Source organism: Streptomyces olivaceoviridis, assembly GCF_014650115.1.
Lineage (GTDB): Bacteria > Actinomycetota > Actinomycetes > Streptomycetales > Streptomycetaceae > Streptomyces > Streptomyces olivaceoviridis.
Genome location: NZ_BMUI01000026.1, coordinates 14,199 through 29,497 on the forward strand (window position 1 = coordinate 14,199; position 15,299 = coordinate 29,497).

Consider the following 15,299-nt stretch of genomic DNA (forward strand, 5'->3'; position numbering starts at 1 on the left):
ATCAGGCCTTCTTGGTCTCCCAGAAAATCTTGTCGATCTGGGCGATGTAGTCCAGCGCCTTCTGGCCCGTCGCCGGGTCGGTGGACGCCTTGGCGGCCGAGAGGGCCTTCAGGGCGTCGTTGACCAGCTGGTGCAGCTCCGGGTACTTCTCGAAGTGCGGGGCCTTGAAGTAGTCGCTCCAGAGCACGGAGACGTGGTGCTTGGCCAGCTCCGCGCGCTGCTCCTTGATGACGGTGGCGCGCGCCTGGAAGTGGGGGTCGTCGTTACCGGCCATCTTCTCCTGGACGGCCTTCACCGACTCCGCCTCGATGCGGGCCTGGGCCGGGTCGTACACGCCGCAGGGCAGGTCGCAGTGGGCGCTGACCTTGACCTTGGGGGCAAACAGGCGGGAAAGCATGGAGCATTCCTTCCTCGTGATCGTCTTCTCAGGTGCGACATTACTCCCTGTGGAAGGCGATTTCTCGGGTGCCCCCTAGGGCTTAGGACAAAAGTCCAGGGTGAGACTGAGACTGGTGGAGGAACGGACCGGGGAGGTGCCGGGGATGCCGGAGCTGTCGCAGGAGACCGAACGGGGGAGGGCCGTGGCGCCCTTCGGACTGGCCGAGGTGACCGGCCCGTCCATGGTGCCCACGCTGCATCACGGGGATCAGCTGCTCGTGCGGTACGGAGGTGCGGTCAGGCCCGGGGACGTCGTGGTCCTGCGTCATCCGTTCCAGCAGGACCTGCTGGTCGTCAAGCGTGCCGTGGAGCGGCGCGAGGGCGGCTGGTGGGTGCTCGGCGACAACCCGTACGCGGGCGGGGACAGCACCGACTACGGGGTCGTGCCCGAGGAGCTGATCCTCGGGACGGCCAGGTTCCGGTTCCGCCCGCTGCGGGCCGGTCAGCGCTCGCCGCTCGCGCTGCTGCGCTGGGCGCTCTCGGCGGCGAGGCCGCTGCTGCCCGACCGGTCGGCCTCCAGGCGCTTGCGGGCCCGGTAGGCGGCGACGTTGGCGCGGGTGGCGCAGCGGTCCGAGCAGTAGCGGCGGGAGCGGTTGGTCGAGGTGTCCAGGTAGGCGTTGCGGCACGGGGCGGCCTCGCACAGGCCGAGCCGGTCGACGCCGTACTCGGTGAGGTGGAAGGCCAGGCCCATCGCCGCGATCGCCGCGTAGCCGGCGGTGGCGTTGGACGGGTGGTCGGCCAGGTGCATGTGCCACAGCGGGCGGCCGTCCTCGTCGCGGTGGTCGTGCCCGGAGATCTGCGGGCTGACCGGGAACTCCAGCAGCAGGGAGTTCAGCAGGTCCACGGCCAGGGTCTCGTCGCCCCGGTCGGCGGCCTCGAAGACCCCGCGCAGCCGCGCCCGGACCGAGCGGAAGCGTGTGACGTCGGCGTCGGTGGCGCGGCGGGCCGCCGACGAGTTGTCGCCGAAGAGATCGCGGACGGCCTCGACCGTGGTCAGGGTGTCCCTGCCCCGGGCCGGTTCCTCGCTGTTGACGAGACGTACGGCGTAATCCGAGTAATAGGCCAGTTCCACTTGTAGTCCTTACGGAGGCGCTTTATCGTCGGGTCTGCGGTCGGGTAACAGCCGGTCGTGCTTCCAGGGTATTACGCGAACCGAGGGGAGTCGGGGTTCCATGACGACGAGTACCGGAACCGACTGGGCGGCTTGGCAGGAGAGCTGGGACCGGCAGCAGGAGTGGTACATGCCGGACCGTGAGGAACGGTTCCGGATCATGCTCGACATGGTCGAGGCGCTCGTGGGCACGGCCCCCCGCGTGCTGGACCTCGCGTGCGGCACCGGCAGCATCACCGCCCGGCTGCTGCGACGCTTCCCCGACGCCACCAGCACCGGCGTCGACCTCGACCCCGCGCTGCTCGCCATAGCCCACGGCACCTTCGCCGGCGACGACCGGGTCTGCCTCGTCAACGCCGACCTCAAGGACCCCGACTGGCCGGCCGGGCTGCCGTACGACTCCTACGACGCCGTACTGACCGCCACGGCCCTCCACTGGCTGCACAGCGAACCCCTCGCGGCCCTCTACGGTCAGGTCGCGGGGCTGGTCCGCGACGGCGGTGTCTTCATGAACGCGGACCACATGATCGACGACACCACGCCCCGGATCAACGCGGCCGAGCGCGCCCAGCGCCACGCCCGCATGGATCAGGCCAAGCGGGACGGCGCCCTGGACTGGGCGGACTGGTGGCAGCTCGCCGCCCAGGACCCGGTCCTCGCCGAGCCGACCGCCCGCCGCTTCGAGATCTACGGCGAACACGCGGACGGGGACGTGCCGTCGGCGGCGTGGCACGCGCGCACCCTGCTCGCCCAGGGCTTCGGCGAGGCCCGGCCGGTGTGGTGCTCGCCCTCCGACACGCTGCTCCTCGCCGTCAAGTAGCCCGGCGCCCGGCACGCACAGAGGCGGTACGAGCAGTCGTACCGCCTCTTCCGCGTCCCCTGGCACCCGTCGCGGTCCCCGGCTGAACGCCCGTCTGACGGGCGAGGGCGGTACGGGGGTCCCGTACCGCCCTCGCCCGGTGTGGCGCCGGAGCACCCGCGTCGGCGCACCTGTCCCAGAGCGCTTGTTTCAGAGCACCTTGGACAGGAACGACTGCGTCCGCTCGTGCTGCGGGTTCGTCAGGACGTCCCGCGGGTGGCCGGATTCCACCACCACACCGTCGTCCATGAACACCAGGCTGTCGCCCACCTCGCGGGCGAAGCCCATCTCGTGGGTGACGACGACCATGGTCATGCCGGACTCGGCGAGGTCCCGCATGACGTCCAGGACGTCACCGACCAGCTCCGGGTCCAGGGCCGAGGTCGGCTCGTCGAACAGCATCAGCTTCGGGTCCATCGCCAGCGCCCGGGCGATCGCCACGCGCTGCTGCTGGCCGCCGGAGAGCTGCGAGGGGTAGTGCCCGGCCCGGTCGGCCAGGCCCACGCGCTCCAGCAGCTGCATGGCGCGCTCCTTGGCCTGTGCCCGGTTCGCGCCCTTGACCTGCACCGGCGCCTCCATGACGTTCTCCACGGCCGTCATGTGCGGGAACAGGTTGAAGCGCTGGAAGACCATGCCGATGTCGCGGCGCTTCATCGCGACCTCGCGGTCGCGCAGCTCGTACAGCTTGTCGCCCTGCTGGCGGTAGCCGACCAGCTCGCCGTCGACGTACAGCCGCCCGGCGTTGATCTTCTCCAGGTGGTTGATGCACCGCAGGAAGGTCGACTTGCCGGAACCGGAGGGGCCGATGAGGCAGAACACCTCGCCCGGCTTGACCTCCAGGTCGATGCCCTTCAGCACCTCGACATGGCCGAAGGACTTGTGGACGTCCTGCGCCTTGACCATCGGGACGGTGCCCTTGGCCGGGGTGTCCTGCTTCTTGCTCAGCTTGTCGGTCATGCCATGCCTCCCTTAGGCCGGCCCAGGGAGAGCATGTTGGTCTTCACCTTCTGCCACGGCGTCGGCGGCAACTGGCGGCTGGAGCCGCGGGCGTAGTACCGCTCGATGTAGTACTGGCCGACGCTCAGCACCGAGGTCATGATCAGGTACCAGGCCGCGGCGAGGAAGTACATCTCCACCGGGGCGCCGGAGTTCTGGCCGATGTCCTGGGCGTAGCGGAACAGCTCGGGATACTGGACGGCCGCCACGAGCGAGGTCGTCTTCAGCATGTTGATCACTTCGTTGCCCGTCGGCGGCACGATCACGCGCATCGCCTGCGGGATGACCACCCGGCGCAGCGTCTTGCCGTGGCTCATGCCGAGCGCGTGGGCCGCCTCGGTCTGGCCCTCGTCCACCGCCAGCAGGCCCGCCCGGCAGATCTCGGCCATGTACGCCGCCTCGTTCAGGCCCAGGCCGAGCAACGCCGTCAGCAGCGGCGTCATGAAGTTCGACCAGTAGTCCTTGTAGAACGGCATCAGGTTGATGTACTCGAAGACCAGGCCCAGGTTGAACCAGAGGAACAGCTGGACCAGGACCGGGGTACCGCGGAAGAACCAGATGTAGAACCAGGCGATGGACGAGGTCACCGGGTTCTTCGACAGCCGCATCACCGCGAGGACGATGCCGCCGACGATGCCGATCAGCATCGACAGCACCGTCAGCAGGAGGGTCTTGCCGACACCGGTGAGGATCCGGTCGTCGAAGAAGTAGTCCGGCACCGCGTGCCAGTTGATCCGGCCCTGGCCGAACGCGTAGATGATCGCGACGAGGAGCGCGATCGCGATGACGGCGGAGACATAGCGTCCGTAGTGCCGGACCGGAATGGCCTTGATGGCCTCCGCGCCGGCCGGGGGCGTGTCCACCGGCCCCGCCGTCTTGTCGATGTCAGTCACGGGAATTGCCTCTCAGTGGCCGCTTGGTGCCGCGGGTCACTTGCCGCCGTTGATCACGGACTCCTTGACGGCGCCGTCCTGCGCGCCCCACTTCTCGAGGATCCTCTGGTACTCGCCGTTCTTGATGATCGCGTCCATCGCGGCCTGGAGGGCGTCGCGCAGCTGGGTCTCCTTCTTGGAGACCGCGATGCCGTACGGGGCCGCCTCGACCTGGTCGCCGACGATCTCGAAGTCCTTGCCGCCGCCGGAGGTCTTCACCGCGTACGCCGCCACCGGGAAGTCGGCGGACACGGCGTCCGCGCCGCCCGAGCGCAGCCGGGTCTGGGCCTGCTGGTTGTCGTCGAAGGCCTCGATGGCCAGCTTCTTGCCACTCGGACACTTCTTGGCCTGCTGCTTGGCCAGGTCCTCCGAGGTGGTGCCGCGCTGGACGGCGAGCTTCTTGCCGCACAGGTCGTCCCAGGTCGTGATGCCCTTGGTGTCGCCCTTGCGGGTGTATATGGAGACACCGGCGGTCAGGTAGTCGACGAAGTCGACGCCCTCACCGACCTTCTTGCCGGTGTCCGGGTCGACGCCCTCCTGACGGTTCTTGTTGTCCGTCATGGCCGACATGGCGATGTCGTACCGGTCCGAACGCAGACCGGTGAGCAGGGCGTCGAAGGTGCCGTTCTGGAAGTCGAACGTCACCCCGAGCTGCTTGCCGAGGGCCGCCGCCAGGTCGGGGTCCAGACCGACGACCTTGCCGGCGGAGTCCTTGTACTCGACCGGGGCGTACGCGATGTCCGAACCGACCCTGATCGTGCCCTTGCTCCGGATCTCCTGCGGGAGCTTGTCGGCGAGCGGGGCGCTGCTGGCGGAAGCGCCGCCGGAGTTCTCGTTCTTGTCCTTGGTCTGGTCACCGCAACCGGTGATCAGCAGGGCCCCTGCGACCGCGATCGCGCCGGCCGCGGCCAGACGGGAGCGCGCTGCGGTCGTACGACGGGTGGAGCTTGCGGTCATCGTGGTTCCTCCGGCGGATGGAAGAGTTGCCGATGGGTCGACGGAAACACACACCTTCGGGTGTCGCGACCTCGTGGGTTTACGGCATCTTGCCATTCGGTCTGCGCCGATCAGGGGCGTCGCCATGTCAAAATCGGATAACGGGTGACCCCCGAACCGCATCAGGTCGGTACATCCTTGGTCCATCACCACCGAACCATCTGCGGGAATCCAGCGCGCCGGCCGGAAAATCTTCAGCGTGTCTCAGGATGCGGTCACCCCTTCGCCCGCCCCATCGGTCGCTCTCGGGCGTTTTCGGGCCATTCCGGTCCACCGTCGCTCGTCATCTGCGTGTCGCCTTCCGGTTCCGGGATGTGACCTTGCACCTAATGGACTCGTCGCGGGCGCCGTCCGTCCGGTAAGAAGGTTCTTTACACCCCTCATCCGGGGCTCAGGGTGCGTGTGCGGCGCGCCCGTCGCGTATGAGCTCGTACGTATCCGCAATCGAGCCGTACGCGGTGCCCGCCCACCCCTCACCAGGAGTGGTCGACCCTCAAACCATGCATACCTAAGGGGTAAAACAAAGTGGCAGCGGAGATCGTCAATCCTCGCAGCGACGGCACAACGGACCAGGACGGCGGGGCGGAGCCCCTCGATTCCTTCGATCCGGCGTTCGCGCTGCACCGCGGGGGCAAGATGGCCGTGCAGGCCACCGTGCCGGTCCGCGACAAGGACGACCTTTCCCTCGCGTACACGCCCGGTGTCGCTCGCGTGTGCACCGCGATCGCGGAAACGCCGGAGCTGGTCAACGACTACACATGGAAGTCCAACGTGGTCGCCGTCGTCACCGACGGTACGGCCGTGCTCGGACTCGGGGACATCGGTCCTCAGGCCTCCCTCCCCGTGATGGAGGGCAAGGCGATCCTGTTCAAGCAGTTCGGCGGCGTCGACGCGGTGCCGATCGCGCTCGACTGCACCGACGTGGACGACATCGTCGAGACCGTCGTCCGGCTCGCGCCCTCCTTCGGCGGAGTGAACCTGGAGGACATCTCGGCGCCCCGGTGCTTCGAGATCGAGCGCCGGCTCCAGGAGCGCCTGGACATCCCGGTCTTCCACGACGACCAGCACGGTACGGCCGTCGTGACGCTCGCGGCGCTGCGGAACGCGGCGCGGCTCAGCGGGCGCGAGATCGGTCAGCTGCGGGCCGTCATCTCCGGTGCCGGCGCGGCCGGTGTCGCCATCGCCAAGATGCTGGTCGAGGCCGGCATCGGTGATGTGGCGGTGGCCGACCGCAAGGGCGTCGTGTCGGCCGACCGGGGGGACCTGACCCCGGTCAAGCGGGAAGTGGCCGGCTTCACGAACAAGGCCGGCCTCACCGGCTCGTTGGAGGACGCCCTCGCGGGCGCCGACGTCTTCATCGGCGTCTCCGGCGGTACGGTCCCCGAGGAGGCCGTCGCCTCCATGGCCGAGGGCGCCTTCGTGTTCGCGATGGCCAACCCGAACCCCGAGGTGCACCCGGACGTCGCGCACAAGTACGCCGCGGTCGTCGCCACCGGTCGCTCGGACTTCCCGAACCAGATCAACAACGTGCTGGCCTTCCCCGGGATCTTCGCGGGCGCGCTCCAGGTGCGGGCCACGCGGATCACCGAGGGGATGAAGATCGCCGCCGCCGAGGCGCTGGCCGCGGTGGTCGGTGACGACCTCGCCGCCGACTACGTGATCCCCTCTCCGTTCGACGAGCGGGTCGCTCCCGCCGTCACGGCGGCGGTCGCCGCCGCCGCGCGGGCCGCGGGCGTGGCTCGTCGGTGACGTCGCGCCGGGTGGCGCCGAGTAGCCCGGAGGAGCTTCGAGCAGCTCCGAGGAGCGCCTCGAAGCGCCGGGTGGTGCTTCGTAGAGCTGGGTAGTGCTGACCGGCCCCGTCCGTGCGGACGGGGCCGGTCCTTTGGTCCACCGCCCGCCCGTCCCGGGGTTCGGACGGTGCCGTTCGGGGGTGCCGGTGGTCGTGCGCCGCACGGGTGCCGTTGCGCAAGAGGGCATGTGTCACACGGGGGCCTGGTTCCGTCGGCTGCATCGCGCACCTATCGTCGGCAGCATGTTCGCCGTCTACGCCGCCCGAATCGACCGCGACCAGCCGCTCACCGGCCTTGAGTTGGGGGAGCGCCCGGCTCCCGAGGCCCGTCCCGGCTGGAGCACCGTCACGGTGCGGGCCGCTTCCCTCAATCACCACGACCTCTGGTCCCTGCGGGGCGTCGGCCTCCCGGAGGACCGGCTGCCCATGATCCTCGGCTGCGACGCCGCCGGAGTCGACGCGGACGGCAACGAGGTCGTCCTGCACTCCGTCATCGGCCAGACCGGCCACGGCGTCGGCCCCGACGAGCCGCGCTCCATCCTCACCGAGCGGTACCAGGGCACCTTCGCCGAACAGGTCGCCGTGCCGACCTGGAACATCCTGCCCAAGCCGAAGGAGCTGTCCTTCGCCGAGGCGGCCTGTCTGCCGACCGCCTGGCTGACGGCGTACCGGATGCTGTTCACCAATGCCGGGGTACGACCCGGTGACTCGGTCCTCGTGCAGGGTGCGGGCGGCGGTGTGGCCACGGCCGCGATCGTCCTCGGCAAGGCCGCCGGACTGCGGGTCTTCGCCACCAGCCGGGACGAGGCCAAGCGGAAGCGGGCCCTGGAGCTGGGCGCGGTGGAGGCCGTGGAGCCCGGGGCGCGGCTGCCGCAGCGGGTGGACGCCGTCATCGAGACCGTCGGCGCCGCCACCTGGTCCCACTCCGTGAAGTCCCTGCGGCCCGGCGGGACGCTCGTCATCTCCGGTGCCACCAGTGGGGACCGGCCCTCGCACGCCGAGCTGACCCGGATCTTCTTCCTCGAACTGAAGGTGGTCGGCTCCACCATGGGCACCAAGGACGAGCTGGAGGACCTGCTCGCCTTCTGCGCCGCGACGGGGGTGCGACCCGTCATCGACGAGGAGCTGCCGCTGGACCGGGCCCGGGAGGGCTTCGAACGGCTGGCTTCCGGGGAGCAGTTCGGGAAGATCGTGCTTACCAACTCCTGACGTTCGGCGGGCTGTTGGGCTGGGGGGCTCAACGGTTGAGAGGTCGAGAGGCGGGTCCGGGATCTCGGGCCCGCCTTTTGTACGGCATGGCTGTCAACTGGGGTTGACGCTTGAGGGGTGTCAACCTAGATTGACAGTATGAGTGAGGCAACCGATCTCGCCGAGCGCGCCGGTGACCGTGATCCACGGGTCGGACTGCGGGCCGTGGCCGCGCTGCGCCGGCTGCTGGAGCAGCTGGAGGCGGTACAGGTGCGCAGTGCGCGCAATCAGGGCTGGTCGTGGCAGGAGATCGCCGCGGAGCTGGGTGTCAGCAGGCAGGCCGTGCACAAGAAGTACGGGAGGCGTTGATGTTCGAGCGGTTCACCAAGGATGCACGGGCGGTGGTCGAGGGCGCGTTCGTGCACGCGCAGAACGGCGGGGCGCGGTCCGTGGACGCCGAGCATCTGCTGCTCGCGCTCCTCGACCGGGAGGGCAGCCGGGCGTCCTTCGCGCTGTCCGCCCTCGGGCTCGCGGAACCGGAGGCGCGGGAGCGGGTACGGCGCGAGGTGGGGGAGGCCCGGCGGCGGGCCGGGCTGACCCGGGCCGACGCGGACGCGCTGGCCGGGCTGGGGATCGATGTGTCGGAGATCGTGGCGCGGGTGGAGGAGGTGCACGGCGTCGGAGCGATGTCCGGTGACCGGGGGCGGGGTGGGGGCCGGGCGGGGTGGCCGTCGGGCGGGCGGCGGCCCGGCTTCGGCCGGGGGGCGAAGGGGGTGTTGGAGCGGGCGTTGCGGATTGCCCTGGCTCGGCGTGATCGGGGGATCGGCGATGAGTATCTGCTGTTGGCGCTCACCGTGGTGCCGGGGGTGGCGGGGGAGGTGTTGGCGGATCACGGGGTGACGTTTGAAGGGGTGTCGCGGGTTTGCCCGGCGGCTCGGTCGGCTGGGGGGTGAGCGTTGGCTTCGCCTCGGCGGTGCTTTGCCGCCCGCCCGCCCGACTCGGTCGGCTGGGAGGTGGGCGCCGCGGGGCTCCGCCCCGGACCCCGGATGCTTTCCCACCCTCCCACCCGACTCGGTCCGCTGGGAGGTGGGCGTCCGGAGGCTTCGCCTCGGGGAGGCGGGGTGACCGGCCGCCCCGTCCGGGTTGGGTGGGTGGCAGGGGCTCCCTGCCCGGCTCGGTCGGCTGGGGTGTCAGAGTCCGGGCCGGTCGGCTGGGGGCGGGGTCTGGGCTCGGTCGGCTGGTGTCAGGCCTTGGGGGTGTGGAGCAGGGCTGCGATGTGGGCCGCCGCTGTGGAGAGGTGGCGGCGGGCCTCGCGGAGTTGGGTGGGGGTGACGCCGTGGTCGCGGGCCGCGTCGCGGATGTCGTCGCGGAAGCGGTCCAGGAGGCGGTCCAGGTCGCGGGCCGGGTCGCCGGTGGTGTCCTCGTGGGCCCAGGAGGGCTCGTAGTCGGCGGGGAAGTCCTCCCGGGGGGAGGTGTGATGCGGTTCTTCGGTGGGGCGGCCGAAGGCCCAGTCCCTGCTGAAGTCCTTGCCGAAGTCCCCGAACTCCTTGGCCAGTTCCGTCAGGCCCTCGCGGACGCCGGTCGGCCAGTCGCCGCGCGTGAAGTGGTCCTGGACGCGGTCCTGGACGCGGCGGGCGATGCGCTGCATCTCCTCCTGCGCCTGGGCCCGTGCCCGTGCCTGTGCCTCCTGGGCCTGGCGCCGGGCCCGCTGGGCCTCCTCGCGGGCCCGGCGGCTCTCGTCCTTGGCGCGCCGCGCCTGCTCCTTCCACTCCTGCTTGACCCGGCGCATCTCCTCCTTGGCGGTCTTCCAGGCCTCCTTCTCGCTCATCTCGCCGTACTCCCCGAAGGCGTGCTCGGCCCCGGACGCCTTGGTGCCACGGCGGGCCTCGGAGGCGGCGGCGCGCACCTCGCGGCGCAGGTCGCCGGCGGCGCCGCGCACGTCGGCCCTTATCTCGGCGGCCAGTTCCGCGACCGACTCGCGGATCTCCAGCTCCAGGTCGGCCAGCTCACCGCTGCGGTCGGCGAGTTCGGCGCGGCCCGCGTCCGTGATGGCGTACACCTTGCGGCCGCCCTCGGTGGTGTGCCGGACCAGGCCCTCCGCCTCCAGCTTGGCCAGGCGGGGGTAGACCGTGCCGGCCGAGGGGGCGTAGAGGCCCTGGAAGCGCTCCTCAAGAAGCCTGATCACCTCGTAGCCGTGACGCGGGGCCTCGTCGAGCAGCTTGAGCAGGTACAGGCGGAGGCGGCCGTGGGCGAAGACGGGAGGCATGTCAGAGCACCTTCTTGTCGGTCGTGCCGTCGGCCGGGTCGCCGGTGGAAGCGGTGGCACCGGTGGCACCGGTGGTGTCCCCGGCGGCGTCCCGGCCGGAGACGGAATTGTCTCCCGGGGTGCCGGGGGAGTGGTCGGCCGGGTGGGGCCCGGTCTCCCAGGGCGTGCTCTCGTCGTCGTCCCGGGGTGGGCGGCGCAGCAGGGCGATCGAACCGGAGACGGTGGTGGCGCGCAGTCTGCCGGTGCCGGCGCCGAGCCGGCCGGTGATCTTGTGCGTGCCCCACTGGCCGTGCACCCGCAGACCCTCGAAGGCGTTGGAGATCGTGCCGCTCGCGGTGTTCGCCTCCACCTCGGCGTCGGCCGGGTGCGGCAGGCGGATGGCGATCTCGCCCGAGACGCTGGTGAGGCCGATGTCCGTGGGGCCGTCCGGGTCCAGGTCGACGATCATGGAGCCGCTGACGGTGTCGGCGCGCACGGAGGAGCCGGAGCCCTCGACCACGGTCAGGTCGCCGGAGACCGAGTGGTACCGCAGGTCGCCGGTGACCGCCTGGGCCTCCAGGCTCCCCGAGACGGTGTCCGCGCGGACCGGGCCCGACACGCCGACCAGGGTGGTGTCGCCGGTCACCCCCTTGACCACCGCGGGGCCGCGGATGCCGGAGACGACCGCGGCGGCGCCGACCACGCCCACCTCCACGCGCGTGTCGGCGGGGACCGCGAGGGAGACGACGGCGCTGCGGCGCCAGCCCTTGCGGTCGAGCCACTTGAGGAAGCCCTTCCAGGGCAGGTCCTCGTAGGCCACCGTGAGGGTGCTGCCGTTCCGGGTGACGATCAGGGGCGGGCCTTCCAGTTCCGATACCTCCAGGCGGGCCGAGCCCTCGTCCGTGCCCACCACGTTCACCGTGCCGTTGACGATGCGGACCTGGAGGTCGCGCACGGGGGTGTCGAAGGTCAGCTTCTGGGGTTCGGTGACGGACCACTCGGGCATGGGGGCCTCCTCGGCTGGCCAGGACACGTGTCACGACACGCCATATCGCGTTCTCCGAGAATCACGATATATCGTGGCCGCCGGAAGTCAAGGCGCTCGTTCGGGGGACATCGCGGCGGGGCCGGGCCGAGCCCGGCTGCCCAGCCCATGCCCGACTGGTCCCGGCCGAGCCCGACTGGTCCCAACTGGTTCCGACCGAGCCCGACCGAGCCCGGCCAGGCCCCGACCGAGCCCGGCCAGGCCCCGGCGGCGACATAGGCTGGTGGGAGTTGTTGTCAGGCCGATGTATCTGCTGGAGATGGGCACCGATGTACTTCACCGACCGCGGTATCGAGGAGTTGGAGAAGCGGCGTGGCGAGGAAGAGGTCACCTTCGAGTGGCTGGCGGAGCAGTTGCGCACGTTCGTGGACCTGAACCCGGACTTCGAGGTGCCCGTGGAGCGCCTGGCCACCTGGCTCGCGCGGCTCGACGACGAGGAGGACGAGTAGGGGCGGTCATCGGCCGTATCCTTCGCCGGCACCGCTCTTCCCCTCCCCCTCTCCCTCCCCGGGGGTTAGCCTTCTCCTTCCATCGGCGAACGGGGGCGTCATGGCTGGAGGAATCGAACGCGTGCGCCTGGACGACGGCACCGTCGTCTGGGCGAGGATCAGCGCCGCCGCCGAGGAGGCGCTGGACGAGGACGGCTACTGGGACACCGGGCTCGGCGACCGGGTCATCGACATGGCGGGGGGACTGGCCGGCACGGTCGGTGGCGTCGTGCGCTCCCTGCGCGCCGGTCTGGACACACCGGCACCCGTCGAGGTCTCCGTCGGCTTCGGTATCGAACTGACGGCGCAGTCCGGCAAGATCGTGAGCGCCATCGCCGAGGGCGGTGGCACATCCTCCCTCACCGTGTCCCTGACCTGGACCGAACCGGCCACGGCAGCGGACGGCGCGGACCCGGCGGCGGCGGGCGGCCCGGTCGTACCGCCGCAGTCCCCGGCTCCCGGCGCCGTATGAGCGCCTTCGACGAGATGGTGCGCCCCTCACTCGCGCGCATCGGCGCACCGGGTGACGGGTATGCAACGGACCGTGACTCGTACTGGGGGTCGGGGTTCTTCGTAGCCCCGGGTTGGCTGTTGACCTGCGCCCACGTCGTGGGGAAGGGGGGAGCCGCGGTGTGCCGAGGGCAGAGCGCCCTGAGCGTGACCTGGCAGGAGCGCACCGCCGACGGCGCCTGGGAGCCGCGCGGCGGCACCGGGACGGCCGTCGTCGTCGCGCCCCGGCCCGAGGCCGGGCGGCCGGCGCGTGACCCCTGGCCGTTCCCCGACCTCGCGCTCGTCCGGGTGACCGGTGCCGACGAGGTGCGCTGCCTGTGGCTCGGCGACCGGGAGGCCGGACCGCGCACCCCGCTCGGGCTCTACGGCTGGTCGGTGCAGACGGGCGAGCTGGGCATCCGGCAGGGCAGCGGCGAACTGGCCGGTTCCGACGCCCGCGCCCTGCTGCTCTCCGGCATCCTCCCCGTCGGCGGACTCTCCGGCGGACCGGCGCTCGACCTGAGGCACGGCTCCGTCATCGGCGTGATCAAAGGGCGCCGGCGGGAGGAGGGCGTCGCGGTACCGGTCACCGCGCTGTACGAACTGCTGGACTCGCGCGAGGCCGGGCGCGCGGTGCGCGAGGTGCTGCGCGCCCACGACCTCCATCACGCGAGCCTCCTCGGCGCCCCCTCGCCGTACCCGCACTGGACCGCCGTCCAGGCCACCCTGCCGGGTCACGCGTCCTCCGCGTCCGGGATCACCACCGAACTGCGCACACGGCTCTACGGCCACCTCGCGCACCTGCCGCCGCCGGCCGGGGCGGGTGAGGTCGTCCACCTCGTGGAGGACGTGAAGGAGCAGGTGCGGGGCGAACGGCTGCCGTCGCTGGTGCTGCGGAACGTCCGCACCTGGCGCGAGGGCGCCGCGCTGCTGTACGGCCTGCGCACGCTGGACCCCGGCGGCGGTGGCACGCTGGTCGACCTGGACGCCGTACTGCTCTACGCCGCCCGGGTGGCCCGCAAGGCCGCGCGCGAGCACGCCGGGGAGGTGGAGGCGGGGCGGCTGCGGGCGTTCACCGAGTGGATAGCCGGGCAGGCCGCCGGCCACCGGCACTGGGCGGTCGGCGAGGCCATCCGCGCGCTGCTGGAGGGCGCCGAGGGGGCGGGGCCGGCCGACGGTCCGCCCCCGGCCGTGTCCGGCGGCCGGTCCGGTGGCCCGTACGACAGCGGGCTGGGTCGCCCGTACGACAGCGGGCTCGGTCGCCCGCCCGGCAGTCAGCCCGATGGCATGTCCGGTGGCGTGTCCGGTAGCCCCTCCAACGGAGTGCCCGTGGCGAACGGGGCGGTCGTGGCTCCGGCGCAGGCCATTCCGGCGCAGAGCGGAGCCGTCGACGTGCCGACGCCGGTCGGCGCCCCGGGAGCACCGTCCGCCCTCGAAGCGCCGTCCGCGCTGGAAGCGCCCTCCGTCCTCGAAGCGCCGTCCACCGTCGAGTGCCTCGGTGCGCCGTCACCCACCGAGCCCGGCGCGGCGCCGCTTCCCGCCGGGCCCGCTCATCCGCCCGAGGGAGGCCGCGCGATCCAGCCGCACGTCACCGCACCCTCCCTCCCCACCCCTTCCCCCGACACCCGCACCGACGTCCTCGTCAAGGTCGGCCCGGCCACCTACGGCCGGCACCCCTGGAGCGTGCAGCTGATCTACGGCGGGCAGGACGTCACGCCGGTCGACGGGGACGACCGGGGCGTGCGGGCCGACGAGCTGGCGCGGGTGCTGCGGGAGCCGTTGGCCACGGCGCTGAACCAGGGGGATCACGGGGAGCATCTCGCCGCGATCGAGGTCTTCCTGCCCCGCAAGCTGTTCGACCTCCCGGTGGACGACTGGTCGTTGCTCCCCGACCCGTCGGCCACCACAGCCACCACAGCCTTCGAAAACGATGACGACGATGACGACGACGAGGACGACGAGGACGACGACTTCGTGGACGAGCGGGCCCTGCCGCTCGGGATGCGGCGGACCGTCGTCGTCCGGGACGTCCGGCGCAACGGCCTGCCGCCCTCCCCGGAGTGGCGCCGCCGCTGGAAGGGCGTCCTGCGCGGTCCGCTGGCGCACGGGACGCTGCACGGGCGGCCCGCCGCCGAGGGGCATCCGCCGGGGGGCCGGGCCGGGGGCAGGTTCCCGTACTACGGCGCCCTGTCGGCGATGAGCGACGCGTCCGTGCCCGTCTACTGCGGTCCCGTCGGCAGCGGTGAGGGGTACGCGGCGATGAGGGACGCGCTGCGTTCCGGGCACGCGGTGGTGCTGTGGCGCCGCGACCAGCACGATCACGACGAGTGCGGGGACTTCCACCGGCAGGCCGCCGACCTGCTGGGTCTCGCCGGGCACGCGGACGGGCTGCACGGTCCGGTGCGCGATCTGCGCATCCGCCTGGCCGACCCGGACACCGCCCGGGCGCACGGCCTGCGCGGCAAGATCGCCGTACTGTTCGACCCGCCGCCGGACCGGACGCCGTACGGGACGGAGAGCATGCGACCGCCGCCGCTGGCCGCGCCCGGCGGCTGACCCGTCGGCGACCCGCCGCTCCCGGTGGACACCCCGTCAACTCTGCCGATTCGGACGGCTGTTCGGGGGAAACGGGAGGGGGCGTGGTACGCCGCGAACCTCGGCGGGCGCGGCCGACGGGCGGTAGCCTCGTACGTCGGACGGCCGGGCCCGCTGCATGATCACCA

The 15,299-nt window shown here is 71.6% G+C and carries 16 protein-coding genes; 9 read left to right on the forward strand and 7 right to left on the reverse strand.

Annotated elements, in window-relative coordinates:
• Position 1: 1 nt before the first annotated feature.
• On the reverse strand, positions 2-397 hold the full coding sequence (gene sodN / locus IE273_RS34230; RefSeq protein ID WP_030339082.1) for a superoxide dismutase, Ni: 396 nt from the start codon (positions 395-397) through the stop codon (positions 2-4).
• Between the two features lie 145 nt (positions 398-542).
• Between sodN and sodX the strand changes: the two genes are divergently transcribed.
• Positions 543-977: a nickel-type superoxide dismutase maturation protease gene (gene sodX / locus IE273_RS34235; protein WP_189819081.1), complete on the forward strand. Its 435-nt coding sequence runs from the start codon at positions 543-545 to the stop codon at positions 975-977.
• Here sodX and IE273_RS34240 read toward each other — a convergent pair.
• Positions 881-1,510: a CGNR zinc finger domain-containing protein gene (locus IE273_RS34240; RefSeq protein WP_189819026.1), complete on the reverse strand. Its 630-nt coding sequence runs from the start codon at positions 1,508-1,510 to the stop codon at positions 881-883. The two genes, sodX and IE273_RS34240, sit on opposite strands and share 97 nt — an antisense overlap.
• 100 nt (positions 1,511-1,610) lie before the next feature.
• Between IE273_RS34240 and IE273_RS34245 the strand changes: the two genes are divergently transcribed.
• Positions 1,611-2,369, forward strand: coding sequence for a class I SAM-dependent methyltransferase (locus tag IE273_RS34245; RefSeq protein WP_189819027.1), 759 nt, complete (start codon positions 1,611-1,613; stop codon positions 2,367-2,369).
• Positions 2,370-2,558: 189 nt separating this feature from the next.
• Here IE273_RS34245 and IE273_RS34250 read toward each other — a convergent pair whose 3' ends face one another.
• The 3 genes from IE273_RS34250 to IE273_RS34260 are packed head-to-tail and all read right to left on the reverse strand — an operon-like array spanning position 2,559 to position 5,293.
• Positions 2,559-3,311, reverse strand: a complete 753-nt coding sequence (locus IE273_RS34250) for an amino acid ABC transporter ATP-binding protein (protein WP_058084024.1) — start codon at positions 3,309-3,311, stop codon at positions 2,559-2,561.
• A 50-nt stretch (positions 3,312-3,361) separates the two neighbouring features.
• Positions 3,362-4,297 (reverse strand): amino acid ABC transporter permease, encoded by a 936-nt coding sequence (locus tag IE273_RS34255; protein ID WP_014674933.1) that lies wholly within the window; start codon positions 4,295-4,297, stop codon positions 3,362-3,364.
• A 36-nt stretch (positions 4,298-4,333) separates the two neighbouring features.
• Positions 4,334-5,293: an ABC transporter substrate-binding protein gene (locus IE273_RS34260; protein ID WP_189819028.1), complete on the reverse strand. Its 960-nt coding sequence runs from the start codon at positions 5,291-5,293 to the stop codon at positions 4,334-4,336.
• Positions 5,294-5,857: 564 nt separating this feature from the next.
• Between IE273_RS34260 and IE273_RS34265 the strand changes: the two genes are divergently transcribed.
• From IE273_RS34265 to IE273_RS34280, 4 genes are all read left to right on the forward strand, one after another.
• Positions 5,858-7,081: an NAD(P)-dependent malic enzyme gene (locus IE273_RS34265; protein WP_189819029.1), complete on the forward strand. Its 1,224-nt coding sequence runs from the start codon at positions 5,858-5,860 to the stop codon at positions 7,079-7,081.
• 283 nt (positions 7,082-7,364) lie between these two features.
• A complete protein-coding gene (locus IE273_RS34270; RefSeq protein WP_030992977.1) occupies positions 7,365-8,330 on the forward strand; it encodes a zinc-binding dehydrogenase in 966 nt (321 codons plus the stop codon).
• A 138-nt stretch (positions 8,331-8,468) separates the two neighbouring features.
• On the forward strand, positions 8,469-8,678 hold the full coding sequence (locus tag IE273_RS34275; protein ID WP_030339104.1) for a helix-turn-helix domain-containing protein: 210 nt from the start codon (positions 8,469-8,471) through the stop codon (positions 8,676-8,678).
• The gene (locus tag IE273_RS34280; RefSeq protein ID WP_189819030.1) at positions 8,678-9,262 is read left to right on the forward strand and encodes a Clp protease N-terminal domain-containing protein; all 585 of its coding nucleotides are present in this window, start codon (positions 8,678-8,680) and stop codon (positions 9,260-9,262) included. The genes IE273_RS34275 and IE273_RS34280 overlap by 1 nt, the downstream gene beginning before the upstream one ends.
• A 290-nt stretch (positions 9,263-9,552) precedes the next feature.
• Here the strand turns inward: IE273_RS34280 and IE273_RS34285 are convergent, their stop codons facing one another.
• Positions 9,553-10,575, reverse strand: coding sequence for a PadR family transcriptional regulator (locus IE273_RS34285; protein ID WP_189819031.1), 1,023 nt, complete (start codon positions 10,573-10,575; stop codon positions 9,553-9,555).
• A 1-nt stretch (position 10,576) separates the two neighbouring features.
• Positions 10,577-11,560 (reverse strand): DUF4097 family beta strand repeat-containing protein, encoded by a 984-nt coding sequence (locus tag IE273_RS34290; protein ID WP_189819032.1) that lies wholly within the window; start codon positions 11,558-11,560, stop codon positions 10,577-10,579.
• Between the two features lie 308 nt (positions 11,561-11,868).
• Between IE273_RS34290 and IE273_RS34295 the strand changes: the two genes are divergently transcribed.
• From IE273_RS34295 to IE273_RS34305, 3 genes are all read left to right on the forward strand, one after another.
• The gene (locus tag IE273_RS34295) at positions 11,869-12,048 is read left to right on the forward strand and encodes a DUF6104 family protein (RefSeq protein ID WP_014674941.1); all 180 of its coding nucleotides are present in this window, start codon (positions 11,869-11,871) and stop codon (positions 12,046-12,048) included.
• A 100-nt stretch (positions 12,049-12,148) separates the two neighbouring features.
• Positions 12,149-12,559, forward strand: coding sequence for a CU044_2847 family protein (locus IE273_RS34300; RefSeq protein ID WP_229887830.1), 411 nt, complete (start codon positions 12,149-12,151; stop codon positions 12,557-12,559).
• Positions 12,560-12,573: 14 nt separating this feature from the next.
• Complete coding sequence (locus tag IE273_RS34305; protein WP_229887840.1) at positions 12,574-15,132, forward strand: VMAP-C domain-containing protein; 2,559 nt, start codon at positions 12,574-12,576, stop codon at positions 15,130-15,132.
• Positions 15,133-15,299 lie beyond the last annotated feature (167 nt).